This is a genomic window from Rhodococcus sp. 06-156-4, assembly GCF_002259345.1.
GTDB lineage: Bacteria > Actinomycetota > Actinomycetes > Mycobacteriales > Mycobacteriaceae > Rhodococcoides > Rhodococcoides fascians_E.
Genome location: NZ_NPGB01000020.1, coordinates 30,228 through 55,207, shown reverse-complemented (window position 1 = coordinate 55,207; position 24,980 = coordinate 30,228). Strand labels below are relative to the sequence as shown.

Sequence of the window (24,980 nt, the reverse complement as noted above, 5' to 3'; positions counted from 1 at the left end):
GGCGCCGCGATGAGTTTTCATGCCCAGCGCGGTCGACACGAGCATGACAACTCACACTTTCACCGTGCCCGGTGCAACTCTGACGTACGACGTCGTCGGTCCGTCGAGCGAAGACGCGGTACCGCTTCTGTTGATCGGTTCACCTATGGACGCAAGCGGATTCGGAACCCTGGCGTCGCACTTCACCGACAGGGTGGTGGTCACCTACGATCCCCGCAACACCGGTCGCAGTACATGCGAGGACGACACCGCCGCAGTGACAGCCGCTCAGCACGCGGACGATCTCCGCGCGCTCCTGTTCGAACTGGGCTCGGACACGGTCGATGTCTTCGCGACCAGTGGGGGAGCAGTGAATGCGCTGGCATTCGTGGCTGCCCACCCCGGACTCGTTCGAACGCTCGTCGCACACGAACCACCGGCCGGTGCGACGCTGCCGGACCGCGACCACATCCGCGCCGTCTGCGAGGACATGGTCTCCATCTACGACGCGCAGGGCTCCGGCCCCGCGATGGCTGCATTCATCATGCTGGTGATGCACCGCGGTGAGGTCGACCATGACTACCTCGATCGACCGGCGCCGGATCCATCGCAGTTCGGCCTGCCGACGGACGACGATGGATCGCGCAACGACCCGTTGATGTCCAACATGCGCGGCGGCGTTGTGGATTTCGCGCCCGACGTAGACGCGTTGAAGACGTCCGGTACCCGCATCGTCGTCGCCGTCGGTGAGGAATCCGGCGGTCCGGTCGACGGTGAATTAGCCGGTCGCGCTGGATATGCCGTTGCTGCGCTGCTGGGCCGCGACGCCGTCGTGTTCCCCGGCGGACACCAGGGGTTCTGTGGCGGCGAGTTCGGCCAGACCGGCAGGCCCGTCGAATTCGCGGCAGCGCTGCGTTCCGTCCTGGATTGATCAGGTGTCGGATGTCGGCGCAATGGACGGCGCCGGTTCCGCTGTCGACGACGGTCGCGTCCGAGAACGGCTCCCGACGTCCCGCGATCGTGAGCGGTATCGTCCGGGCGGGATCTGTCGTTCGCGGCGAAAGGCACGACTGAAAGCGAATTCGCTGGCGTACCCGAGATCGGTTGCGATCGTGTCGAGGGAGTCGTCGGTATCGCGTAGCCGTCGGGCTGCAAGATTCATGCGCCAGTCGGTCATGTACTTGCCGGGAGTGGTTCCGGCGAAGACGGCGAATCGCCGCATCAAAGTCTGTTTCGACGTCGACACTTCGCGCGCCAGCGACTCCGTGGTCCACGGACGGCCGGGCTCCTCGTGGATCTTGCTGACTGCCGAGTAGAGCAACGGGTCACGAAGAACGCCCCACCAGGACGCCGACAGTTCCGTGTCGGTCGAGAGCCAGGCTCGCATGACTTCCACCAGGAGGACGTCGACCAGACGGTCCAGCAACAGATCCGTGGCGGGTCCAGGTGCGGCAAGCTCCCTGCCGAGGATGGTGACGATATCGGACGCACTCGCGTCGAGTTGCGGCGCAGAGAGATGAAGTACGGGAGGTAGAACCGCGAAAACGGGAACGGGAGCCGCGAAATCGTAACTGTACGAGGCTCCGAGGATGTGGGTCCGAGTGCCGCCGTTCCCGAGCGCGAGGGCCGCGCCGCGGAGCCTGGCATCGACCGCGGCCGCATTGTCGCAGGAGTGCACCGGAGCCGACGGTGCACTGGCGAGCGTATGACCTGAGCCCTGGGCGAGCACTACGACGTCGCCAGGCATCAACATGCGGGGTGTGTCGCCGTCGACGATCAGGTATGCGATCCCGGCGGTGACTGCATACACGACGGCATCACGGTCTCCCGCCCACTCCACACCCCATTCGCCTGCGGCAGTGATCCGAGCGCCTGCACTGCCCCGTACCGACGAGACCGACAACATCTCGGAGAGAACATCCACCTGTCGAGATTAGCAACGGCGTACCGAAATACTCATAACGATTGTTCGAGTGGTTCATTCGGGTATTTTTCGGGGAGTTTCAGCCATGGATGCGTCGTCGTTGCGGTTCTAGCGTGGATCTCAGCCGCGAGCACACAGCCCGCGGCCTGGATGAGAGAAGTCTGATGAGCACACACGACAACACGGTTCCCGATGGCCTCGTTCCCAACGACGTACTGAATTCGACCACGCCTGTCGCGGTGTACGGTTTCGCTCGCGCCAAGGCAGGAAAAGAAGAGGCACTCGCACGCCTCATCCGTTCGATCGTTCCCGCCGTACGCGCCGAACAAGGATACGAGCAGTACTCGGTGCACACCACGCCGGCGCAGCCGGGTGCGTTCGCGTTCTACGAGCGATGGTCGACCGGGGCAGATATCGCCCGCCACCTCCAGCAACCGTTCATGCAAACCTATTTCGGTGCGCTCCCCGAACTCGTCGAGGGCGACCTCGAGGCCGAATGGCTCCGGCCGTTGAGCGACTGAGCCGCACCGCCAACTCGGGCTGATCAGGTGTCGGATGTCGGTGAGATGGACGACGCCAGCTCCACCGTCATCGTGACACCGCCGCCGGGGGTGTCCGACACAGAGACCGACCCGCCCATCGCGTCGACGAAACCGCGGACCACGGACAGTCCGAGGCCGACGCCGGTGGTGTTGTCGGTGTCGCCGAGGCGCTGAAACGGCTCGAAGACAGCGTCTTTCGAGCCGAGCGTGATCCCCGGGCCACAGTCGGCGACAGTGATGATCGTGCGGTCGCCGACGGTAGCGGCGCCGATCCGGATCGTGGTGTCGGCGGCGTGCCTGGCTGCGTTGTCGACGAGATTGGCCAGTACCCGTTCGAGCAGAATCGGGTCGGCCGCGACGGTGGTGTCACCGACGTCGACGACGAGGTCGGGTGTGCCTCGCGTAGTGGAGTCGCACGCTGCTCGCACCGTGTCCTCGACCCGAACGGTCGACAGCGTGGGCCGAACGACACCGGCGGCGAGGCGAGACGAATCGAGCAGGTTCCCGACGAGAGCGGTCAACGTGTCGGTGGACTCGTCGATCGTCGCGAGCAACTCAGCGGTGTCGTCGGCGGAGAATTCGACGTCGGTGCTGCGCAGGCTGGAGACCGACGCCTTGACAGCGGCGAGGGGAGTTCGAAGGTCGTGGCTGACGGATGACAGGAGGGCCCGCCGCAAGCGGTCACCCTCCGCCACAACCGATGCTGTGCTCGCTTCCTCGGCCAGTTCGGCTTGACGGATGAGTCCCGCCGCCTGGTTCGCGACCGCTGCGAGTACTCGTCGATCGTGTGCACCGGTTTTCGATCCGGCCAACAGCAACGCGAAATCGGCGTCCGGCGTCTCGATCGCGGTGTCGGCCGAGGGGGCGTCGATGGGCGCGTCGCTACCGACGGATTCGACGACGTCGCCCGACCGTCGAATGATCGATACTGCACGCTGCGAATAGGTTTCACGGACTCGCTCCAGCAAGGCGTGCAGGTCGCCGCCGCGCAGAACCGTGCCTGCGAACAGTGTCAACAGCTCGGCCTCCTGAGATGCACGTTTCGCCCGCGCGGCACGGCGAGCGGCGACATCGACCAGGAAGGCGACGGCGACGGCCATGATCAGCAGCACCACCGTCGTGACGAAATTGTCCGGTTCGGCGATGGTGAAACTGTAGCGGGGGTCGGCGAAGAAAAAATTGAGAAGCAACCCGGCTATCAGTGCCGACAGCGCCGCTGCGGCAACTCCACCGAGCAAGGCGACTGCAAGAACCACCATGAAGAACAAGGCACTCTCGCCGCCGAGGTCGAGATAGGGGTCCACGAGCAGCATCGCCAGCGCCGACAGGAACGGGACGACGACGGCTGCCGCCCAGGAGATAATCCGCCGGTGCGTCGGATCGGGTCTGATCAGTCGGGACAGACGCCACCCGCGGCTGACCTCGTCGTGCGTTACCATGTGGACGTCGATCTTCCCCGACTTCTGGATCACGGCAGCACCGATACCCTCGTCGAGAATGCGGGCCCACCGAGAGCGTCTCGACGTTCCGATCACCAACTGGGTTGCGTTCACGCCGCGGGCGAACTCCAGCAGGGTGACAGGAACATCGTCGCCGACGACACTGTGCATGCTGGCTCCGAGACGCTCGGCCAGTGCGCGGACCTTACCCATCTGCGGCGCCGACACTCCGCTGAGCCCATCGCCTCGAATGACGTGCAGCACCATCAGATCCGCGGACGACTTCGATGCGATACGCCGCGCCCGACGCACCAGCGTCTCCGATTCGGGTCCACCGGTGACCGACACGACGACCCGCTCGCGCGCCTCCCACGTCTCGGTTATCCGGTGTGCCGTTCGATATTTGGCCAGGGCCGCATCGACCTGATCGGCGATCCACAGAAGGGCGAGTTCCCGCAGCGCAGTGAGGTTGCCCTGCCGAAAGTAGTTGCTCAGTGCTGCGTCGATCTTGTCGGCGGCGTAGATGTTCCCGTGCGACAGGCGGCGTCGAAGTGCTTCGGGAGTGACGTCCACCAGTTCGATCTGATCCGCGGCTCGGACCACCGAATCGGGGACGGTCTCGCGCTGCGGGACGCCGGTGATGTGTTCGACGACGTCGTTGAGACTCTCGAGATGTTGGACGTTGAGAGTCGACACCACATCGATCCCGGCGGCAAGCAAGTCCTCGACATCCATCCAGCGTTTGCCGTTTCGGCTGCCGGGGGTGTTGGTGTGCGCGAGCTCGTCGACGAGGACCAGACCAGGTCCACGCGCGATGACGGCGTCGACGTCGATGTCCAGCGCTTTGCTACCGCGATAGTCCACGGTGCGCATCGGGACTATCTCGATTCCCTCGAGCAGGGCTGCGGTGCGCGCGCGGCCGTGGGTTTCCACCACGGCCGCAACGACATCGCATCCGCGTTCCTTCCTGCGATGCGCTTCGCCGAGCATCGCGAAGGTCTTCCCGACGCCAGGAGCGGCGCCCAGATAGATGCGCAGTTCACCGCGGGCGTCGGGGGACATCAGCTGCAGCCGGGGGCGGTCAGACCCAGCGCGACGTTGAGCTCCGGCACGTCGACTCGCTCGTTGCCGAGGAAACCGAGTTGGCGTCCCGAGGTGTACTCGTCGACGAGGGACTTCACCGTGTCCTGACTCAGCCCGTTCACCTCTGCGACTCGGGCGATCTGGATTGCCGCGTAGGCGGGGCTGATGTGTGGATCGATGCCGGATCCGGATCCGGTCACTGCGTCGGCCGGAACCTGATCCGGGTCGACGTTCTCACGTTCGGCGACCTGCACGCGTCGCTGCTCGACGAAATCGGCGAGCGTCTCGCTGCTCGGTCCCTGGTTCGAGGGAAGTGCGGCGGCGGGATCACCCGGTGCGAACGCGTCCTCGTCGGCCACCGATCCGGTGACCCGGGTGTGGAAGAACGGATCCGGCATGCCGTCCTCGACTCGAGGATCCACGCCGATCAAGCTGCTGCCGACCACGCAGCCGGCGCTGTCGGTCAACGGCGACCCTTCCGCGGAGTCCGATCCGAGCCTGCTCACCGCCCACACTGCGGCCGGGTACCCGACGCCCAGAATCACCGTGAGTGTCAGCAGGACGGCGAGTCCGGCGACGATCTGACCGAAGAACCTTTGAACGAAGCGCATGTCAGCCTATCCCTGGGATGAAACGAACGACGAGATCGATGAGCCAGATACCGATGAACGGGGTGATCACACCACCGACTCCGTAGACGAGGAGGTTCCGCCGAAGCAACGTCCCCGCGTTGGACGGCACGTAACGAACGCCTTTCAGCGACAGGGGGATCAACCCGATGATGACCAGTGCATTGAAGATCACCGCCGACAGAATGGCCGATTCCGGCGTTGCCAGCCCCATGATGTTCAGCGTGCCGAGTTGCGGATACACCACGCTGAACAGTGCCGGCAGGATGGCGAAGTACTTCGCGAGATCGTTTGCGAGCGAAAAGGTCGTCAGCGCTCCCCGCGTGATCAGCAGCTGTTTTCCGATCTCGACGACCTCGATGAGTTTCGTGGGATCGGAGTCGAGATCGACCATGTTGCCGGCTTCTTTGGCGGCCGATGTGCCGGTGTTCATGGCGACGCCGACGTCCGCCTGCGCCAAGGCAGGAGCGTCGTTGGTCCCGTCACCCGTCATGGCCACGAGGCGACCACCCTGCTGTTCTCGGCGAATCAGTTCCAGCTTGTCCTCGGGGGTGGCCTCGGCCAGGAAGTCGTCCACCCCGGCCTGTGCGGCAATTGCTTTGGCGGTCTTCGGGTTGTCGCCGGTGACCATGACCGTGCGGATTCCCATTGCGCGTAGTTGCGCGAAGCGTTCCGCGATTCGAGGCTTGACCACGTCCGACAACTCGATCACGCCGAGGACATGCGCCGAGTCGTCCCGTCCGGCGGAGGCGACGACCAGGGGAGTGCCGCCCATCTCCGCGATCGAGGTGACGGTCTCCTGTGCGTGGAAATGTAGGCCAGGGCCTACATTTCCACGCACGTAAGAGTCGACCCACGCGAGGACGGAATCCGCCGCCCCCTTGCGGATTCGAGTGCCGTCCAGGTCGATTCCGCTCATTCGCGTCTGTGCGGTGAACGGGACGAACTCCGCTGACTTCTCCGATTCGGTCGGGTGCAGGGGCAATCCGAAATCGAGCGCGCACAGATCCACGATGCTGCGCCCCTCCGGCGTTCCGTCCGCGAGGGAGGACAACCGGGCGGCCGCAGCCAATTCGTCGGCCGTGACGCCTGGAATCGGATGGAGCCCGGTGGCGCGGCGGTTTCCGTAGGTGATCGTGCCGGTCTTGTCCATCAACAGAGTGTCTATGTCGCCTGCTGCCTCGACGGCGCGCCCGGACATGGCCAGCACGTTGCGCTGGACCAACCGGTCCATCCCGGCAATCCCGATTGCCGACAGCAGGGCGCCGATGGTCGTCGGGATCAGGCAGACGAGCAGCGCGATCAGTTTGACGGGATCCTGCGCCTCACCCGCGTACGCGCCCATGGGGCCGATCGCGACGACGGCGAGAAGGAAGATGATCGTCAGGGACGCCAGCAGGATGTCGAGCGCGATCTCGTTCGGGGTCTTCTGCCTCGAGGCGCCCTCGACGAGAGCGATCATCCGATCCACGAACGTCTCGCCCTGCGCGGACGTGATCTCGACGACGATACGATCCGAGAGAACTGTGGTGCCACCGGTGACCGCGGACCGGTCGCCGCCCGATTCACGTACTACGGGTGCGGATTCGCCGGTGATGGCGGACTCGTCGACCGTCGCGATTCCCTCGATGACGTCGCCGTCGCCTGGGATGACCTCTCCTGCGGAGACGACCACGTGATCCCCGACGCGCAGGTCCGTACCCGGAACTTCCTCGATGCTTCCGTCGGTTGCCCGACGCTTGGCGACGGTGTCACGTTTGACGGCTCTCAGGCTGGCGGCCTGTGCTTTTCCGCGCCCCTCGGCGACGGACTCGGCGAGGTTCGCGAACAGGAGGGTGAACCACAACCATGCCGCGACGAGCCACGCGAACACCGACGGGGACAGCACGGCGAGGACCGTGCAGACCACCGATCCGACGAAGACGACGAACATCACGGGGTTGCGTGCGAGATGCCGGGGATCGAGTTTGGCCGCGGCGTTCGGCAGCGAAGTCCACAACTGACGTGGACTGAAATATCCCGACCTGACCGGTGACGGTGACTCGTCGACGTCGGATTCGTCTGCGAGGAGCGGGGAGGTGGTGATGGTCATTGCAATGCCTCTGCTATCGGGCCCAGAGCGAGGGCCGGGAAGAATGTCAGTGCCGCAACGAGAACCACGGTTCCCAGTACCAGGACCGAGAACAACGGACCGGTGGTGGGCAGGGTTCCAGGATTCGGTGCGCTGCGCCGCTGGGTGACGAGTGATCCGGCGAGTGCCAGGACGAAAATGATCGGGAGGAAGCGACCGAGCAGCATCGCGACGCCGAGCGATGTCTGGAACCAGTCGCTCGTGACGGTGAGCCCACCGAAAGCGCTGCCGTTGTTGTTGGCAGCGGAGGCGAACGCGTAGAGCACCTCCGTGAAACCGTGGATGGAGCCGGGAGTGCCCGGTTCACCGGCGTTGCCCTGAAAACCGGTGGTGGACGACAGGATCACGGTGATCGCCGTACCGGTGAGAACCAACGCGGGCATGACGAGCACCGACAGTGCGGCGAGGGTTATCTGGCGTTGGCCGATCTTCTTACCGAGATACTCGGGTGTTCGGCCGACGAGCAGACCGCCGACGAAGACTGCGATGACGGCGAGGACGAGTAGGCCGTACAAGCCGGTTCCCACACCGCCCGGGGCGATTTCACCCAGCAGCATGTTCAGTAGCACCGCACCGCCGCCCAGTGGGGACATGCTGTCGTGTGCGGAATTGACCGCGCCGGTGGACGTACCGGTGGTCGCCACGGCGAACAACGTGGATCCAGGGATGCCGAAACGAACTTCCTTGCCTTCGAGCATCACTCCGGCGGCTTGGGCAGCCACACCGCGTGCGCCCGATTCTGCAGCAGCGGTCACCGCGAGCAGGGCGCCGAAGAGAACTGTCACCACGGCGAGCAGTGTCAGGCCTTGCTTTCGATCGCCGACCATGGTTCCGAACGTCCGGGTCAATGCCACCGGGACGAGCAAGATGGAGATGATCTGTACGACGTTGGACAACGGCGTCGGATTCTCGAACGGATGCGCCGAGTTGGCGGCGAAGATGCCGCCACCGTTGGTACCGAGTTCCTTGATGGCTTCCTGCGATGCGGCAGGAGCCAGCGCATTACCGGCCGTCGACCCGTCGAGTCCGGTGGACGCGAAACTGCTGGCGAAGGACTGCACAACGCCCTGGGTCAACAGGATCAGGGCGACTACGAAGGACAAAGGGAGCAGGATGCGAAGTGAACCGCGTACGAGGTCGACCCAGAAGTTGCCGAGTTCACCGCCCGTCCGTACGCGGACGAATCCACGGACAACTGCGATGGCCACCGAAAGCCCGACGGCCGCCGACACGAAGTTCTGCACGGCAAGTCCTACGGGCTGAGTGAAGTTCGACATCGTCGTCTCCGGCACGTAGGACTGCCAGTTCGTGTTGGCCACGAACGATATCGCCGTGTTGAACGCAACCGAGGGACTGACGCCGGGTAGGCCACCGTTCAGCGGGAGCACGCCCTGAACTCGTTGCAGCACATAAAGAAAGAACGCACTCGCAATCGAGAATCCCAGAACGGACAACGAGTACCCGATCCAGGTCTGCTGCGACCGTGAATCGATCCGACACAACCGGTAGATCCAGGTCTCGACGCGGAGGTCCGCCATCGCCGGTGACCGCACCACGGTCGCCGTCCCACCCGAGGCGGAGGCGACGTCCGGTGCTCGGTCGCTGTCGTGCGCGAACACTTTCGCCATGTAGTCGCCCAGCGGGACGTAGGCGGCCGCGAGTACGACTGCCACGACGCCGATCTGAAGGGCAGAAGCCAGAGCAGAGTTCATCGCCGTCAGAACCTTTCGGGATCGACGAGTGCAACGAACAGGTACACGATCGTTGCGGCCGCGATCACCAGCAGGATCACGCTGATTGCGCCGTCGAGTGTCATTTGGACACCCCGTTCGAGGCGATGGCCTTCAGGATCAATGCGCACACACCGAATCCGCCGGCCATGACCACGAGGTAGCCGAGATCAGCCATGAATTTCTTCGCCCTCTTTTTCGTAGCGTTCCGGCGGCCCAGTGCCTGCCGGTCGACTGCATGTCTACTGCCGTGTGTGCGCCGCGGAACGGATCCTTACGGATCCTTTACGGGACCGAACCGAGTTCTGACGCGAACAAGACGGCAGCGATGAATTTCGAGCGACACGACGGTCGGTACTGCAGACGACCTCGAAGGAGAAAGAACATGGGCACGATACGGCTGGAACTGTTCGCAACGCTCGACCTCGTGGCTCAAGCGCCGGGAGGCCCCGAAGAGGATCCCACCGGGTTTCCCTTCGGAGGATGGCAAGCACCTCTCATGCACGAACTCACCGGAGCTCAGGTGCAGGCTGCGTACGAGGGAACCGACGCGTTACTGCTCGGGCGTCGAACGTACGACATCTTCGCCGCGTACTGGCCGCACCAGGAAGGTGGTCAGGACGATTCGATCGCGACATTGTTCAACCGCGTCCCCAAGTACGTGGCGTCGCGCGGCACGCCCGATCTGTCGTGGAACGGTGCCACGCACCTGGGCTCCGACCTGGCGTCGGCGATAGGGGAGATCAAGAATCGGCACCAGGACATCAAGGTCGTCGGGAGCCTGAACTTCGTGCAGACGCTGGTGCGCGAGAAGCTCTTCGACCGCATCGATCTGTGGCTGTATCCCATAGTTCTCGGAGTGGGCAAGAAGGTGTTCGACGGTGGTGCGGTCCCCACCAACCTCGAGTTGCTGGCTCCGCCGGAGGCCACGGACAACGGCGTCACCTACCTCCAGTACGGGCGACTCGACGGCACGCCGCAGACAGGCGACATGTCCGCCGAGCGGCAGTGATTCGGAAGGCCCGGATGCACGTCAGGGTGCCCCGGACTTCTACCGGGACACCCTGCGCGGGCTCGGAGTCGGGGTGGTGTCAGGACACGATCGCGTCGGCTTCGATCTCCACGAACAGTGCTTCGTCGATGAGTGCGCCGACTCCGAGAAGCGTCGACGCCGGACGAATCGAGGCGAAGATCTCGCCGTGGACTGCGGCGACTTCCTGCCACAGCGACACATCGGTCAGGTAGATGCGGGTGCGGATGACGTCCTGCAGCGAACCACCCGCCTCCACGAGCGCGCGTTCGATGGTCTCGAGTGCGGCTCGGGCCTGCTCGGCCGCGGTTGCTCCCTGACCTGTGGTGCCGGACACCGCAATGTGGTTGCCGATCCGGACTGCGCGGCTGTACCCGATCTTGGGTTCCCACTCGGACCCGGACGAGATGTTCTGTCTTTGGCTCATGGGGCCCAATTATGCTGCTCTACTTGTAAAACCCGTCGCGCAGGTTGATTCCGTGCTCCACCCACACCTTGAGGGCAGCGAGCATTCCCGTCCAGCCCTGGCAGTTGCCGAACGCGCTCTTCGCACCGGCAGGCGTCGGCCTCCACGAGGACTCCGTGATCGTCACGAGTGTCCTGGTGTCGTCATCGAGCGGCTCGAACTCGAAGGTCGTCGTGGTGCTCCCGTCGTCGGAGGACGTACCTTCGCCGTCCCACCTGATCACGATCCGGTTGGGTGGATCGGCGTCGATCACCTGAACGGGGAACGCGCCGGGAAAGTCGTGGAAATCCCAGGTCACCTCGGTGCCCGCGTCGAGTCGCCCGCGTGCACCTCCGGTGGTGAAGTACCTCGACAGCTGCTCGGGGTCGGCGACGGCCTCGTAGACATCGGCGACGGGTCGGGAAATTCGTCCCGACACGGTGAAGGACAGTTCGGTCAGATTCTCGGACATGTTGTATTTTTACAACATGACGGCTTCCGGGCGCAAGGGTGACGACGACGACCGCGTGTTCAAAGCGCTTGCATCGCCGCTACGTCGACGTATGCTGGACGCCCTGAAAGAAGCTCCCCGTAGCACGGGCGAACTGTGTGCGCTGTTTCCCGACATCGACCGGACGACAGCGCTGCAGCACCTGCGAGTCCTCGAATCCGCCGAACTCGTGACCGGTCGCAAGATCGGCCGCGAGCGCCACCTCGCATTGGCGCCGCTGCCGATCAAGCGAATCTCGGACCGGTGGATAGGGGAGTACACCCGCGCCGCCGTCGACCTGCTGGGGCGCCTCGACGAGTCGTGACCGAGCCGGGGTCAGACCACAGGCGCGGTGACGGCGGCCAGTGCCTCCTCGATGACGGACACGACCGCGGCCGGCTCGGCAATCATGACCAGGTGAGGTGCACCGATCTCGACGACGGAGCGCAGCCCCGCACGTTCGTAACCGAAACGCTCCACATCGGGGTTGATGGTGCGGTCGTTGCTGCTCACGATTCCCCAGCCCGGCTTGGTCTTCCACGCTGCGACGGGCGCCGCTTCACCGAATGCCGCTGCTGCCAAAGGTCGTTGAGACACTGCGAGTACTTCGGCAGTCTCCGGCGGAATGCCGGCGGCGAAGACCTCGTGAAACGAGTCGATCTTCACCGAGACGTCGGTACCGTCCTCGGAGCCCGCGACGGGGAAGGGTGTGTAGACGAGATTGGCAGCGAGGTCGGAGTCGGGGAACCTCCCCTGCAGCTCACCGAGAGATTCACCCTCCTCGAGGGCGTAACCCGACACGTAGACCAGGCCGACGACGTTGTCTGCGGCGCCCGCCACCGTGATGACAGCGCCGCCGTACGAGTGCCCGGCCAGGAGGACGGGTCCCTCGATCGACTCGACGATGGATCGGATGTACGCGGAGTCTCCGAGGAGGCTGCGGTTCGGCACCGCGGGCACGAGAACGCGGTAGCCCTTGTCGATCAACCGTCGTGTGACCGGTGTCCAGCTTGACGCATCTGCGAAAGCGCCGTGAATCAGTACAACCGTGGGAGTGCTGGCCATGATGGTGCCTTCCGGAAGACGAGAGAACGGTGTGTTCTTACCGAAACTCTCGTCTCCCGGGCCGACGATGTCGTCGCGGCTGGCCGCCAGATGCCCTGCGCGCTGGTGGGGGTTCGCCCTACCTGCCAGCAGGGGTGGTATCCGTCTCATCGGTCCGATTCGACGATTCCGTTCAACACCTCCGGTGCCATTCCGAATCCGACGAGTCGGTTCAACGGGATCGACGCCATCATGCGCACCATGTCGACGCCCAGTGCGTCGTCGGAACCCGATGGTGCGGAAGGGAACATGTCGGCCAGGGCGGGAGCGGTCCGCGGGTCGGCGAGTGCTTCTCCGAGAGTCGAGTTCATGGTCAGCGGGATCTCGACGGAATCGCCGGAAATTGCCACCGTTGCCGACGCGCGGATATCGCGACTCGACGCGCCGACGTCGACGGTGTAGTCACCGTCCTCGACGGCCCATCGGTCCGTTCGAGTTTCCCAGTAGGCGAGTGCGGATCTGTCGAGGTGAACCTCGACGCGCTCGTCGGCACCTGCATCCAGCTCGGAGGTGACGGCGAACCCTTTCAGCTCGCGGGGCGCTCGAACGAGCGTCGAATCGGGCTTGCCCACGTAGACCTGAACGACGTCGCGGCCGGACCGGGAACCGGAGTTCGTGACGGTGACCGACACGGTAACGCCGGAGTCCGTCACGGACACGTCGAGATCGGAGTATCGAAACTCGGTGTAGGACAATCCGTGTCCGAACGGATAGGTCACCTCGATCTCGCGGGCGTCGTACCAGCGATACCCGACGAAGATGCCTTCCCCGTAGCGGACGTGTGAATTCTCGCCCGGGAAGTTCAGATAGGCCGGCACGTCCTGGATTCTCTCCGGGACCGTCTCGGTCAACCGGCCCGACGGATTGACGACGCCGAACAGTACATCCGCGAGAGCGCCGCCTGCTGCCTGGCCGAGTAGGGCGCCGTCGAGGATCGCAGGGACGATCGTCGAAATCGGCTGCAGGCGAAGAACACCGCCGTGGGACAGTACGACGACGGTTCTCGGCTGCGTCCGCGCGATGGCTGTGATCAGGTCCAGCTGATCGTCGGGGATGTCGATGTCTTCGCGGTCGAATCCCTCGGACTCCTGACGTGCGCCGAGTCCGACGAACACCACGGCCACGTCCGCGTCGGCGGCAGCAGCGACCGCGTCGGCATGCAGTGAAGCGTCGGCATGCGGTGGGTTGTCGGTCGTCGTGAAGCCTTGGTGGTATGTGACGGACGATGCGTGCCGCCGGATTTCGTCGACTGGCACGTCGAGGTGGGTGGGATTGACGTGCGAGCTGCCACCGCCTTGATAACGCGGCTCCTGTGCGAACTCGCCGATCACGGCTATCCGGTGATCGGGTCGCAGAGGGAGAACGTCGCGGTCGTTCTTCAGCAGAACGACGCTCCGAGCAGCTACTTCGCGTGCCAGGGCATGATGAGCATCGAGGTCGGGCGCGGTGGCTCCGTCATTGCGGCGCACGCGTCCTGCGAGTCGAGCGACGGCCTCGGCTGCGCGGTCGACTGCAGCCATCGGAACTGCGCCGGACTTCACGGCCGACTCGACCTGTGCATCGGTTGCGCCGCCGCGGCCGGGCATTTCGAGGTCCAGACCGGCCGCAACCGACGTCGGACGGTCGGCGACGGCACCCCAGTCGCTGACGACGACGCCGTCGAAACCCCACTCACCGCGCAACACGTCCGTCAGCAGCCACGTGTTTTCGGAGGCGTAGACGCCGTTGATCTTGTTGTACGAGCACATCACCGTCCACGGGTTCGCGGTGCGCACGATGTGGGAGAAAGCGTTCAGGTAGATCTCGCGGAGCGGCCGCGCATCGACGTCCGAGCTCGACCGCATTCGATCGTGCTCGGTGTTGTTCAGCGCGAAGTGCTTCAGCGACGCCCCTACGCCGGTTCTCTGCAGACCGCTCACCCACGCCGCACCCAGGACACCTGCCACGACAGGGTCCTCGGAGAGGTACTCGAAGTTCCTGCCGCAGCGGGGGTCTCGCTTGATGTTCACGCCGGGGCCGAGAAGCACGTCGACATCGAGGGCGCGGGCTTCGACGCCGAGGGCCTCGCCGACGCGACCGACCAGTTCGGGGTCCCAGGACTGGCCCAGTCCCACAGCGGGCGGAAAACATGTTGCAGGGGCGCTGCCGGCAAGTCCGAGGTGATCCGTCGCCCCGGTCTGCTTTCGGACGCCGTGTGGGCCGTCGGTCAGCATCAGCGACGGCACGGATCCGGCAGCGCGGGTGGTCCAGAAGTCCGCTCCGCTTCCCAGCGCAATCTTGTCGGCAAGCGACATGTCGGTGATCTCGGTGTTCTGGTCCATGGCTCGCCTCGTCGTCGAAAGGAAGTGATACCAAAACAGTACGTCGCTCGGTTTTGGTCTGCAACGGACCCGCCGTACAGTTCTCCTCGTGGCTCGACGAGGTGCGTACTCGAAAGGGGTGGCCAAGCGGGAGGAAATCCTGACGACGGCCCTCGAGATCGTCGCGCGCGATGGCTACAGCAAGGCCACCGTGCGGGAACTGGCGGACGCCGTCGGACTGAGTCAGGCCGGTCTGCTCCACTATTTCGGTACCAAGGAAGTGCTGTTCACCGCGATTCTGCAGCGACGCGACGAGGTGGACGTCGACCGCGCGCTCGGTGACCCCGGCGAGGATTCCTTGGTCGAATTGGTCGAGCACAATGCGGAGGTGCCGGGCCTGGTGCAGCTGTACTCGCGATTCGCCTCCGAGGCGGCCGAGAAGGATCACCCGTCCCACGAGTTCTTCCGTGAGCGCTACCGGTTGTCTCGCGCCGGGCTTGCTGCCGAGGTCGAGCGCATGCAAGCGTCCGGTGAACTACCGTCGGATCTCGACGCCGAGCGCATCGCGATCATGATGTTCGCCATGATCGACGGACTGCAGACGCACTGGATGTTCGACCCGGAGCTCGACATGGCGCAGCATGTGTCCTACTTCTGGGAAGTACTGCGACGGGCCGGTAAGTAGTTTCCGAATCAATCAAATAGGTAAGCTCACCGCATGACGTCCACACGGTGGCTCGATAACTCCGAGCAGCACACATGGCGTGCCTATCTCGACGCGACCCGCCTGCTGGTGCGCGCGCTCGACGGGCAATTGACTCGTGACTCGGGCATCTCGTTCGCCGACTACGAACTACTGGTCGTGCTGTCCGAGGCGCCCGGTGGCAGGCTGCGCATGAGCGAACTCGCCGACGCCGTGACCACCACCCGCAGCGGCGTCACGCGCGCAACCACCAGGCTCGTGGACGCCGGTTGGGTGCACCGAGTCAAATGCGACGACGACAAGCGTGGGATGTCGGCCGAACTCACCGACGCGGGGATGGCAAAGCTCGCCGACGCCAGCCCGGGACACGTCGCTGCCGTGCGGGAGTTGATGTTCGATCGCCTGACAACCGAAGACGTCGCGTCACTGGGACAGACATTCGATCGCATGAGGTCACACATCACCGGTTGACAGGTTCGATCACGAGCGCGGCTTGCCTGTCGACCACAGCACCCACAGGACGAGCAGCGGTTGGAACAGCAACCGGACGAAACGCTTTCCGTCCGAGTCCAGGCCGAAACCATCACGCTTGTTGACGAACTGGGCGATGTTGCCGGGAAAGATCGCGACGAAGAACGCTGCGACGAGGCGACCCAGCAGAACTCGATCCTTCTGCACGACGGCAAGACCGGCGCCGAGCATGATCTCGACACCCCCCGACGCCATCACGACGCCGTCCTCGTCGAGGGGGATCGATTTGGGCACCTGCGCGCGGAAGGTGTCGCGGGCCCAGAACAGGTGGCTGAGGCCGGCGAAGACGAGGATGCCCGCCAGCGAGTAGCGGGCAACCGTGCGAGCGGGGGTGGTTTCGGGAAGTTCGGTTCTCGACATGCCCGGCCGCATACCCCGCACCGCGTGCAGTCATTCCTCGATCGTGGTGATCGGCTCCGCGGAGTCGGCGGTCAGGTGTCGTCGCCGGGGCGGGGGACCGGGGTCTCCCAGCGTCGGCGACGCTCGTCGTCGGTTTGGTCCCACCAGGGTGTGCCGCGTTCGCCGAGCGCAACCTTGGAGGCCTGAACTCCTGCCCGTGACTCCGGGGCGCCGCCCGTTGCCTTCACGTCTCGACGCCACGCCATGAGTATCGACCGTAGCTCCGCGGCTCGGTCCTCCGGAATTGCCGGGTCGGTTGCCCTCCATCGGCGACCGTTGATCACGACGTATCGACCGTCTTCGGTGCGCTCGGGGCCATCGGGCATGAAGTCGACGGTACGCATTGACATGCAAGCGCGTACTTGCCTATTGTTTTCCCATGCCCGAGGACTCGGGGACTCCCGAACTGTTCAAGGCGTTGTCTGATGCCACCCGTCGAGTGATTCTGGACGAATTGGTGCTCCGCGACGAGCAGACGCTGTTCGAGTTGTGCACCCGACTCATCTCGATCCACGGGTTTTCGTTGTCCAGGCAGGCGGTGTCCCAGCATCTGGACGTGTTGGAGGCTGCCGGATTGATTCGCTCGGAACGCAAGGGCCGCTACAAGTTTCACTATCTCGACACGTCACCGCTTCGCTCGATAGGCGACCGATGGCCGGTCGCCGGAGAACAGGAGAAATCATGAAGATCTACATCACCAGCCTCATGGTGTCCGACCAGGACAAAGCGCTTGCGTTCTACACCGACATATTGGGATTCGTCGTCAAGCACGCCATTCCGCTGGGCGAACACAAGTGGCTGACGTTGGTCGGTCCAGGCAACGAAGACGGCCCCGAACTCGGCCTCGAACCTGCGGAACACCCCGCGGTGAAGCCATTCCGCGACGCCCTGATGGCCGACGGCATTCCTGCCACGTCTTTCGCCGTCGACGACGTCCGCGCCGAATACGAGCGTCTTGTCGGCCTCGGCGTCGTGTTCACGCAGAAGCCCACCGACATGGGCCCGGTCACCGTCGCGACGTTCGACGACACCTGCGGCAACCTGATTCAGATTTCCAGCTACGCAGGCTGAGATGGAGCGCAGGCGTGGCTCGGGCGTCTAGAACGCGTCCCCGGTGCGCCACGCCATCTCCTGCAGTGTCCACGTGTTGTCGTCGGGATCGGCGAATGCCGCGTACTTCACCCCGCCCCCCACATCCTGGACGTCGTCGACCCGAACGCCGCGGTGTTCCAACTCGGCCCGCGATGCCTCGATGTCCGCGACGACCAGATGCAGCCCTTTGGTGGAACCGGGAGGCATCGAGTACGCACCGAGCCCGGTTCCCATGCTGATCGAACATGCCGACCCGGGAGGGGTCAGCTGAACCACGCGAACACCCTCCGCGGGAGTGACATCCACGTCGGCGACGAACCCGAGCTTGTCCACGTAGAACGCTTTGGCTCGATCGACGTCGCTCACCGCGATAGGGATCAGTTCCAACTTCATGTCCATGTGTCCTCCTCGAGCCCGGCACCTCGGCAGAGCCTAGCGCTGCTCTACCGGCCGAAGTCGATCTCGTCGGTCGAAACCGTTCCGGCTTTCCTTCCCGGGGCGCGCTGGTTGTCCCAGTACAGATTGGTGTGTGCGATCACCTGTTCCGGGCTCGGCGCACCCCACTCGGTCAAATCCTCCGTGGTGTGCGCGTCACCGACCAGAACGGTGTCGTAACCGCGGGTGAGCGCGCCGTGCAGTGTGCTTCTGATGCAGAAGTCCGTCTGGGCGCCCGCGACGACGATCCTGCCGACGGCCGACGTCGCGAGGACGGCGTCGAGATCGGTGTCCTCGAACGAGTCGCCGTACGTTTTGTGAATCACGGGTTCGGACGCGTCCCGTCTCAACTGTGGCACGTACTCCCAGCCCGAAGATCCCACGACGAGGTCGTCGGCCGAGTGCTGAACCCACACCACCGGCGCACCAGCGAAGCGTGCCTTCTCCACCAAGTCGACGATGCGACCCACCACGGTGTCGGAATCGATCGACGCCGCCATTACGTCGACCTGAACGTCGACGACGAGCAGCGCGGTACGCGGGCGGTCCTTCCACATCGTCATGCGACGACGATACTCAGTACACGTCGCGGACGTACCTCTTCTCGGCCGACAACGACTTGACGTAGGCGTCGGCGCTGGCTGGAGCGAGCCGACCATGCTGAGCGACAATTCCTTTGAGTGCGTTGTCGACGTCCTTCGCCATGCGTGACGCGTCGCCGCAGACGTAGAAGTGTGCGCCCTCCTGGAGCCACTTCCACAGCGTAGGACCGTGCTCGACCATCCGATCCTGCACGTACACCTTGGATGCCTGATCCCGAGAGAACGCGACGTCGAGGCGCGTGAGGGAACCGTCGTCGAGCATCGTCGTCAGCTCGTCGCGGTAGTAGAAGTCCGTTGCGGCATGTTGCTCACCGAAGAACAGCCAGTTCGGGCCGGTGTGGCCGAGAGCGCGCCTCTCGTGCAGGAAGGCGCGGAAAGGGGCGATTCCCGTCCCTGGTCCGACCATGATCATCGGTACGGTCGGGTCCTCCGGGGGTTTGAAATGCGCCGACTTCTGAACGAAGATTCCCACGTCCTCACCCTCGGCGTGGTCGGCGAGATACGTCGAACACACACCGCGACGCGGTATGCCGTGCACGTTGAACCGCACCGTGGACACGGTCAGTTGCACTTCGCTCGGGCTTTCCTTCGGGCTCGACGAAATGGAGTACAGCCGCGGCTGCAGCGGCTTCAGTACCGTCAGCCACTGGTCCACGTCCGCTGTCACCGGAGCGTGAGCCAGTACGTCGATGGACTGCCGACCCCACATCCAGTCCGCGAGCGCACTCTTGTTCTCCGGCATCAGCATTCGTTCGAGGTCGGCGTCGTTGGTGCGGGAGTGCACGAACTTCAGCAGGTCCGGTGTGGCCTTCGCGATCTCGAGCCGGTCGCGGAGAGCGATGCGAAGCGGCATCGACTCGTGCCCGGCAAGGTCGACGACGGTGTCTCCGTCCAGACCCGTTGCGCCCAGCCATTCCTCGACCAACACGTCACTGTTGCGCGGCCAGACGCCGAGCGCGTCACCCGCCGAGTAGGTGAGCGTGCCTTCCGGCAAGTGGAATCCGAACTGCCTGACGTCCTTGCTCGAGCCGGCCGCGCTCAGTGGGGTGTTTCGTACCAGTGCAGTGGGCAGCGGCGCCTTCTTGCCGTACGACGGCGCTCCGGCGGCCGATGCTGACGTCGGAGCGATCACGGCCGGCGGGACGGGCTGCGATGCCGTGTTCAGCTTGGCCAGCACCCGTTCGAGCCACATCGCCGACGCTTCCTCGTGGTCGGGTTCGCAGTCGACTCGGCCCACGAGGCGTTCGCCGCCGAGATCGGCCAATCTGCTGTCGAGTCGACGCCCGTTGCCGCAGAAGTCGTCGTAGTTTGAGTCTCCGAATGCGAGGACCGAAAAGCGGTGTCCGGTCAGATCCGGGGCGTCGTCCCCGCTGAGTCCGTCGAGGAACGTCGCGCCGTTGTCGGGTGCGTCACCGTCACCGGTCGTGCTGCTGATCAGCAGCACGTCTGTGTACTGCGACAGACGAGCGGCCGGAAAATCGTCCATGACGTGCTCCGTCACCGCGATGCCGGCGTTCCTCAACGCATCCACGCTCGAGTAGGCGAACTCCTCGGCCGTGCCGGTCTGCGACGCCCACAGGACGAGCACCGCTGCCTTGCCCGATGCATCCCGCCCGAGCGCGTCGCTCCCCGCCTGTGCGTCCAGTGCGGCTACGTCCTGGCGCGAGAACAGGCCTGCGAGCAGTCCTTCCACCCACGCTCGGGTCTCGGGGGAGAGGGGAGTAGTGGCGGGCAACATGGGAGTGCCGGCCAACGAACCGTCCGCGCGGAGACCGGCGAGAAGGCCTGCGATGTAACGCTGTTCGTGCACGGGAAGTGGTAGCGCCGGTCCGGCGTGATCGCCGACCAGGCCGGCCAACGCGTCGATTGCCGAAGGCGAAGCCGAAGCGGGCACGGAGTCGCTTTTCTCGACGGCCCCGGCAACCTTGGTCAACGTCACGGCGCACACCTTGAACTCGGGCTGTTGGGACAACGGATCGATCGCGTCGTTGGTCACGGCGTTGATGGACAGGTATTCACCGAAGGAGTCGTTCCAGTGGAACGGCGCGAAGCAGTCTCCAGGTCGGACGCGATCGCTGATCACGGCAGGCAGCACTGCTCGGCCACGCCGGGACGCTACTTCGATCCGGTCGCCGTTCGCAGCGCCGAGCCGTTCGGCATCGAGGGGATGAAGTTCGACGAAGGGACCAGGGTTCAGCTTGTTCAGTTTGGCCACCTTTCCGGTTTTCGTCATGGTGTGCCACTGGTGCTGAAGTCGGCCGGTGTTGAGCAGGAACGGGTAGTCGTCGTCGGGCATCTCCGCCGGTGCCATGGACGGTCGAGCGAAGAATTGCGCTCGGCCGGTCGGCGTCGGAAATGACAGGCGCGGAACCGATCCGTCGCTCAGCACGCGCTGAGTCTGGCTGATTCCGTCGTTGACGTAGCGAATAGGATGCCGGTCGGCGTCGTCGTCCGGCGGGCACGGCCACTGCAACGAGGTGGCGCGCAGACGGTCGTACGTCGCTCCGCGCAGGTCGTACCCGGTTCGCGGATTGGAGAACTGTTTGATCTCCTCGAAGATCTCCTCGGCGCTCGAATAGGTGAAAGCGTCGGCGAATCCGAGCTCGCACGCCATCGCTGCGATGATCTGCCAATCCGGCAACGCCTGCCCCGGAGCGTCGACGGCCTTCTGGAACAGTGTGAGGTTGCGTTCGGAGTTGATCATGACACCCTCCGATTCCGTCCACAGTGCGGCGGGAAGGACGACGTCGGCGTATCCGTTGGTCTCGTTGTCCACGAACACATCCTGAGTGATCACCAACTCGGCACGTTCGAGTCCGGCAATGACTGTCTTCCTGTTTGCCACCGAGGCAACAGGATTGGTGCAGATGATCCAGCATGCCTTGATGTCGCCGTCGGCCATGCGTGAGAACATGTCGATGGTGCCGCCGCCGACCTCGGTGCGGAGTGTTCCCGGAGGAAGGTCCCACCGGTTCTCCACGAACGTCCGATCCTCCTCCGACAGCACGGACCGCTGACCCGGTAGGCCGGGGCCCATGTACCCCATCTCGCGGCCGCCCATGGCGTTCGGCTGACCGGTCAGAGAGAACGGACCACTGCCGGTACGGCAGATCGCACCGGTCGCCAGATGTAGATTGATCACGGCGTTCGTGTTCCAGGTTCCGTGCGTCGACTGGTTCAAACCCATTGTCCAGCAGCTCATCCAGTTGCCGGCCTCGCCGATCCACGTCGCGGCCGTCCGTAGTGCCTGCTCGTCGATGCCGGTTCTCCTGCTCACTTCGGCCGGCGTGTACTCGGCGAGGAAGCTCTCCATGGCGTCCCAGCCGTCGGTGAACTCGTCGACGAACTCGCGATCCACGTGACCGTCGGCGACCAGAAGGTGCAGGAGACCGTTCAACAGGTCCAGGTCGGTTCCGGGGGTGATCTGCAGATGCAGGTGAGCTTTGTCCGCGGTTGCGTTGCGCCGAGGATCGACCACGATCAGCTTGGCGCCCTGCTTGACCCTATCCATCATGCGTAGGAACAAGATGGGGTGACAGTCGGCCATGTTCGCCCCGGTGACGAAGAACACGTCTGCGTGATCGAAATCCTCGTACGAGCCGGGAGGGCCGTCCGCTCCCAACGATTGCTTGTAGCCGGTACCTGCGCTGGCCATGCAGAGCCGCGAGTTGGACTCGATCTGGTTGGTTCCGATGAAACCCTTGGCCAACTTGTTCGACAGATACTGCGCCTCGAAGGACATCTGCCCGGACACGTAGATCGCAACGGAGTCGGGTCCGTGTTCGTCGAGGATCGCCCGCAGCCTCCGCGCCGTCTCCTCGATCGTCCGACGTGTGTCCGCAGGCATCGGATCGTCCCCACGCCTGGCTCTGGTCAGCGCAGTGGTGAGGCGCCCGGGAGCCAGCAGCATGTCCGACGTCGTCGAACCCTTCGTGCAGAGTCGGCCGAAGTTCGACGGATGAGACTTGTCTCCGACGGACTTCTCGACCGTCGCCGGGCCGTCGGGTCCCCGGCTGATCTGCAACGTCATTCCGCATCCGACGCCGCAGTACGCGCACACCGTCTTGACGGTGTCCACACTGACGTCGACTGTTTCTGTTGCCACGAACCCACGATCATCGTCCGAGGATTCCCATCGATGACCTGTCGGTTAGGCCGATGTGACGTTGTCCTCACGGCTGCCCGGTGCACGACGTGAAGTCGACCGGATCGGATCCGGACGAATCCGATGAATGGGATATTTCCGCTGGTAGACGCTTTGACTTGCGCGAGTACTCCTGCGAGAGTAGTTCCGTGTCGTCCATCCGCCTGTTCATCCTGGGGTCTCTTGCCCAGCGTGGTGAGATGCACGGCCATCACCTCAAATTGCTGGCCGAGGAAGAGCACGTCCACATGTGGACCGACATCTCCGTCGGCGGGCTGTACGGCGCGCTGAAGCGGTTGCATGCCGAAGGTCTGATTTCCGATGTACGCACCGAGCAGGAAGGCAACTTCCCAGCTCGCCAGGTGTACGGCATCACCGAGGCCGGTCGCGTCGCACTGAGCGAACTCAGACGTGACGGACTGACCGACTACGTGCTACGACCCGATCCGTTCGACCTGGCCCTGAGCAGGCTCGACCCCGACCGTCTCGACGAGCTTCCCGGCATCGTCACCGGGCGCATCGCGATGCTGAAAGAACTACTGCACACCGCCCGAGAAGCAAATGCACGGGCGCGGCCGTACTTGTCGAGGGCCGAGACGTTCGCTCTGGAACATCGCGAGAAACGCCTGCACGCAGAAATCGACTGGCACGAAAGCCTCGTCGACGCCTTACCCGACCTCGTCGCCGAGGAACGTGCACGCACACACTTTCCGCCACCACGTCACACACCGCCATCACACCGATCGAAGGGCTCTTCCACACCATGACCGAAATCAACTCACGAGCCTCGGCACCGGCCGCGGTGGTGCCGCGCCGCTCATGGCAGGCGCTGGTGGTGCTGCTGCTCGGAATGTTCATGGCGCTGCTCGACACCACCATCGTCAACGTCGCACTCCCGACCATCGAAACCAGTCTCGACGCGTCCGAGGCCACGCTGTCCTGGATCATCTCCGGGTACGCCCTCGCGTTCGGGCTTGCGCTCATTCCAGCTGGAAAAGTAGGTGACCGAATCGGTCACAAATGGGTGTTCTTCGCCGGATTGGCACTGTTCACCGTGGCCAGCTTCGCATGTGGGTTGGCTCAGAACGACATTCAACTCGTCGTCGCCCGTATCGTCCAGGGACTGGCCGGTGGCATCTTCGTCCCCGCCGTGACCGCGTTCATCCAGCTGCTGTTCCCAGGGCAGGTGCGGGGCAAGGCCTTTGCGATCATGGGCGCAGTCATCGGCGTCTCCACCGCGCTCGGTCCCATAGCAGGCGGTCTCATCATCGAGGCGTTCGGAAACGAGAACGGTTGGCGCGGAGTGTTCTGGGTCAACCTGCCCATCGGCATCGTCGGACTGATCGCCGCCGCGGTTCTGCTGCCGAAGCGATCCGAGACGGAGACCACGCCGCAATCCGGAATCGACTGGGTGGGCCTCGTTCTCGTCACCGCAGGTCTCGTCGCGCTGCTCGTACCGCTGATCGAAGGCCAGGACCAGGGCTGGCCACTGTGGACGTATCTGACGCTCGTCGCAGGTGTGCTGTTGATCGCTGCGTTCGCCGTATGGGAAGTCCGATACACACGACGCGGACGCAACCCGCTGGTGCCGCCCAAGCTTTTCACCCACCCGGCCTTCACCGGTGGCACCATCCTGGCGCTCGTGTACTTCGCGTCGTTCACCAGTATCTTCTTCACGCTGTCGCTGCTGTGGCAATCAGGTCTGGGCAACTCCGCGCTGTCGTCGGGAGCAGTGATGCTGCCGTTCGCAATCGGAAGCATCATCGCGTCGTCGCAGAGCAACAAGCTCACCCAACGCCTCGGGCGCACAGTATTGCTGCTCGGGACGTCGTTCGTCGCCATCGGTCTGATCTGGATCTGGATCGTTCTCGCGACCACCGAGGCCGCAGACCTCACCAACTGGAAACTGCTGCTGCCCTTGTTCATCGGCGGACTCGGCAACGGCGCCTTCATCGCACCGAACGCGCAGTTCATCGTCGCGACGGTCGACCGTCAGGATGCGGGAGCGGCCAGCGGCGTGATCTCGACGATGCAGCGCATCGGCAGCGCCGTCGGCATCGCGGTGATCGGCAGTGTCCTCTTCGGATCGCTGACGATCACCGGCCCCGACACCGTGGCCAGCGGATTCATGCACGCCGCGTCCGTCGCAATGGCCGTCAGTGCGGCATTCGGTGTCGCGGCACTGCTGCTCGTCTTCGCTCTGCCCAAGCGAGTCGACGCACCAGGGCCACCTGTCCGGAGTGAGTGA

General features: G+C 64.4%; 25 protein-coding genes. 10 read left to right on the top strand and 15 right to left on the bottom strand.

Going from position 1 to position 24,980, the window contains the following annotated elements; genetic code table 11:
* Positions 1 to 19 precede the first annotated feature (19 nt).
* Positions 20 to 910, top strand: coding sequence for an alpha/beta fold hydrolase (locus CH290_RS14330; RefSeq protein WP_033190468.1), 891 nt, complete (start codon positions 20 to 22; stop codon positions 908 to 910).
* Here CH290_RS14330 and CH290_RS14325 read toward each other — a convergent pair whose 3' ends face one another.
* Positions 911 to 1,903, bottom strand: a complete 993-nt coding sequence (locus CH290_RS14325) for an AraC family transcriptional regulator (RefSeq protein WP_033190469.1) — start codon at positions 1,901 to 1,903, stop codon at positions 911 to 913.
* A gap of 164 nt (positions 1,904 to 2,067) precedes the next feature.
* On the opposite strand from CH290_RS14325, the gene CH290_RS14320 reads away from it, so the two are divergent.
* Entirely contained in the window at positions 2,068 to 2,424 is a 357-nt protein-coding gene (locus CH290_RS14320) for a putative quinol monooxygenase (protein ID WP_230621108.1), read from the top strand.
* A 23-nt stretch (positions 2,425 to 2,447) separates the two neighbouring features.
* Here CH290_RS14320 and CH290_RS14315 read toward each other — a convergent pair whose 3' ends face one another.
* Genes CH290_RS14315 through CH290_RS14295 form a run of 5 tightly spaced genes read right to left on the bottom strand, consistent with a single transcriptional unit; the run spans position 2,448 to position 9,543 of the window.
* Positions 2,448 to 4,946, bottom strand: a complete 2,499-nt coding sequence (locus tag CH290_RS14315; RefSeq protein ID WP_033190471.1) for a sensor histidine kinase — start codon at positions 4,944 to 4,946, stop codon at positions 2,448 to 2,450.
* The gene (locus CH290_RS14310) at positions 4,946 to 5,578 is read right to left on the bottom strand and encodes a potassium-transporting ATPase subunit C (protein ID WP_033190472.1); all 633 of its coding nucleotides are present in this window, start codon (positions 5,576 to 5,578) and stop codon (positions 4,946 to 4,948) included. The genes CH290_RS14315 and CH290_RS14310 overlap by 1 nt, the downstream gene beginning before the upstream one ends.
* A 1-nt stretch (position 5,579) precedes the next feature.
* Positions 5,580 to 7,688, bottom strand: coding sequence for a potassium-transporting ATPase subunit KdpB (gene kdpB, locus CH290_RS14305; RefSeq protein ID WP_033190473.1), 2,109 nt, complete (start codon positions 7,686 to 7,688; stop codon positions 5,580 to 5,582).
* The gene (gene kdpA / locus CH290_RS14300) at positions 7,685 to 9,439 is read right to left on the bottom strand and encodes a potassium-transporting ATPase subunit KdpA (protein WP_033190474.1); all 1,755 of its coding nucleotides are present in this window, start codon (positions 9,437 to 9,439) and stop codon (positions 7,685 to 7,687) included. Before kdpA ends, kdpB begins: the two co-directional genes overlap by 4 nt.
* Positions 9,440 to 9,444: 5 nt before the next feature.
* Positions 9,445 to 9,543: a potassium-transporting ATPase subunit F gene (locus CH290_RS14295; RefSeq protein ID WP_019667462.1), complete on the bottom strand. Its 99-nt coding sequence runs from the start codon at positions 9,541 to 9,543 to the stop codon at positions 9,445 to 9,447.
* 299 nt (positions 9,544 to 9,842) lie between these two features.
* Between CH290_RS14295 and CH290_RS14290 the strand changes: the two genes are divergently transcribed.
* Positions 9,843 to 10,469 (top strand): dihydrofolate reductase family protein, encoded by a 627-nt coding sequence (locus CH290_RS14290; RefSeq protein WP_019667459.1) that lies wholly within the window; start codon positions 9,843 to 9,845, stop codon positions 10,467 to 10,469.
* Positions 10,470 to 10,548: 79 nt separating this feature from the next.
* Here CH290_RS14290 and CH290_RS14285 read toward each other — a convergent pair whose 3' ends face one another.
* Both CH290_RS14285 and CH290_RS14280 read right to left on the bottom strand, forming a co-directional pair.
* Positions 10,549 to 10,914 carry a RidA family protein gene (locus CH290_RS14285; RefSeq protein ID WP_019667458.1) on the bottom strand — a complete coding sequence of 122 codons (366 nt, stop codon included), beginning with the start codon at positions 10,912 to 10,914 and terminating at the stop codon, positions 10,549 to 10,551.
* Between the two features lie 19 nt (positions 10,915 to 10,933).
* Positions 10,934 to 11,404 (bottom strand): SRPBCC family protein, encoded by a 471-nt coding sequence (locus tag CH290_RS14280; protein WP_019667457.1) that lies wholly within the window; start codon positions 11,402 to 11,404, stop codon positions 10,934 to 10,936.
* A gap of 16 nt (positions 11,405 to 11,420) precedes the next feature.
* Between CH290_RS14280 and CH290_RS14275 the strand changes: the two genes are divergently transcribed.
* The gene (locus CH290_RS14275) at positions 11,421 to 11,747 is read left to right on the top strand and encodes an ArsR/SmtB family transcription factor (protein WP_230621109.1); all 327 of its coding nucleotides are present in this window, start codon (positions 11,421 to 11,423) and stop codon (positions 11,745 to 11,747) included.
* A gap of 11 nt (positions 11,748 to 11,758) precedes the next feature.
* Here the strand turns inward: CH290_RS14275 and CH290_RS14270 are convergent, their stop codons facing one another.
* Together CH290_RS14270 and CH290_RS14265 are read right to left on the bottom strand one after the other, a co-directional pair.
* On the bottom strand, positions 11,759 to 12,637 hold the full coding sequence (locus CH290_RS14270; RefSeq protein WP_230621110.1) for an alpha/beta fold hydrolase: 879 nt from the start codon (positions 12,635 to 12,637) through the stop codon (positions 11,759 to 11,761).
* Entirely contained in the window at positions 12,634 to 14,847 is a 2,214-nt protein-coding gene (locus tag CH290_RS14265) for a glycoside hydrolase family 3 C-terminal domain-containing protein (protein ID WP_019667454.1), read from the bottom strand. The genes CH290_RS14270 and CH290_RS14265 overlap by 4 nt, the downstream gene beginning before the upstream one ends.
* Before the next feature lie 88 nt (positions 14,848 to 14,935).
* On the opposite strand from CH290_RS14265, the gene CH290_RS14260 reads away from it, so the two are divergent.
* Positions 14,936 to 15,511: a TetR/AcrR family transcriptional regulator gene (locus tag CH290_RS14260; RefSeq protein WP_230594140.1), complete on the top strand. Its 576-nt coding sequence runs from the start codon at positions 14,936 to 14,938 to the stop codon at positions 15,509 to 15,511.
* Positions 15,512 to 15,544: 33 nt separating this feature from the next.
* Positions 15,545 to 16,000, top strand: a complete 456-nt coding sequence (locus CH290_RS14255; protein ID WP_033190476.1) for a MarR family winged helix-turn-helix transcriptional regulator — start codon at positions 15,545 to 15,547, stop codon at positions 15,998 to 16,000.
* 9 nt (positions 16,001 to 16,009) lie between these two features.
* On the opposite strand, the gene CH290_RS14250 is transcribed toward CH290_RS14255, so the two are convergent.
* Together CH290_RS14250 and CH290_RS14245 are read right to left on the bottom strand one after the other, a co-directional pair.
* Positions 16,010 to 16,432, bottom strand: coding sequence for a DoxX family protein (locus CH290_RS14250; RefSeq protein ID WP_033190477.1), 423 nt, complete (start codon positions 16,430 to 16,432; stop codon positions 16,010 to 16,012).
* Positions 16,433 to 16,491: 59 nt separating this feature from the next.
* On the bottom strand, positions 16,492 to 16,785 hold the full coding sequence (locus CH290_RS14245) for a hypothetical protein (protein ID WP_026348192.1): 294 nt from the start codon (positions 16,783 to 16,785) through the stop codon (positions 16,492 to 16,494).
* 53 nt (positions 16,786 to 16,838) lie between these two features.
* On the opposite strand from CH290_RS14245, the gene CH290_RS14240 reads away from it, so the two are divergent.
* Positions 16,839 to 17,144 (top strand): ArsR/SmtB family transcription factor, encoded by a 306-nt coding sequence (locus CH290_RS14240; RefSeq protein ID WP_019667449.1) that lies wholly within the window; start codon positions 16,839 to 16,841, stop codon positions 17,142 to 17,144.
* Positions 17,141 to 17,530 carry a VOC family protein gene (locus CH290_RS14235; protein WP_019667448.1) on the top strand — a complete coding sequence of 130 codons (390 nt, stop codon included), beginning with the start codon at positions 17,141 to 17,143 and terminating at the stop codon, positions 17,528 to 17,530. Before CH290_RS14240 ends, CH290_RS14235 begins: the two co-directional genes overlap by 4 nt.
* Before the next feature lie 27 nt (positions 17,531 to 17,557).
* On the opposite strand, the gene CH290_RS14230 is transcribed toward CH290_RS14235, so the two are convergent.
* The 3 genes from CH290_RS14230 to CH290_RS14220 are packed head-to-tail and all read right to left on the bottom strand — an operon-like array spanning position 17,558 to position 22,693.
* Positions 17,558 to 17,950, bottom strand: coding sequence for a VOC family protein (locus CH290_RS14230; RefSeq protein WP_019667447.1), 393 nt, complete (start codon positions 17,948 to 17,950; stop codon positions 17,558 to 17,560).
* A gap of 44 nt (positions 17,951 to 17,994) precedes the next feature.
* Positions 17,995 to 18,549 (bottom strand): isochorismatase family protein, encoded by a 555-nt coding sequence (locus CH290_RS14225; RefSeq protein ID WP_033190478.1) that lies wholly within the window; start codon positions 18,547 to 18,549, stop codon positions 17,995 to 17,997.
* A 13-nt stretch (positions 18,550 to 18,562) separates the two neighbouring features.
* Positions 18,563 to 22,693 (bottom strand): bifunctional nitrate reductase/sulfite reductase flavoprotein subunit alpha, encoded by a 4,131-nt coding sequence (locus tag CH290_RS14220; protein ID WP_033190479.1) that lies wholly within the window; start codon positions 22,691 to 22,693, stop codon positions 18,563 to 18,565.
* Between the two features lie 188 nt (positions 22,694 to 22,881).
* On the opposite strand from CH290_RS14220, the gene CH290_RS14215 reads away from it, so the two are divergent.
* Together CH290_RS14215 and CH290_RS14210 are read left to right on the top strand one after the other, a co-directional pair.
* Positions 22,882 to 23,499: a PadR family transcriptional regulator gene (locus CH290_RS14215; protein WP_230621112.1), complete on the top strand. Its 618-nt coding sequence runs from the start codon at positions 22,882 to 22,884 to the stop codon at positions 23,497 to 23,499.
* Positions 23,496 to 24,980, top strand: coding sequence for a DHA2 family efflux MFS transporter permease subunit (locus CH290_RS14210; RefSeq protein WP_020111608.1), 1,485 nt, complete (start codon positions 23,496 to 23,498; stop codon positions 24,978 to 24,980). Before CH290_RS14215 ends, CH290_RS14210 begins: the two co-directional genes overlap by 4 nt.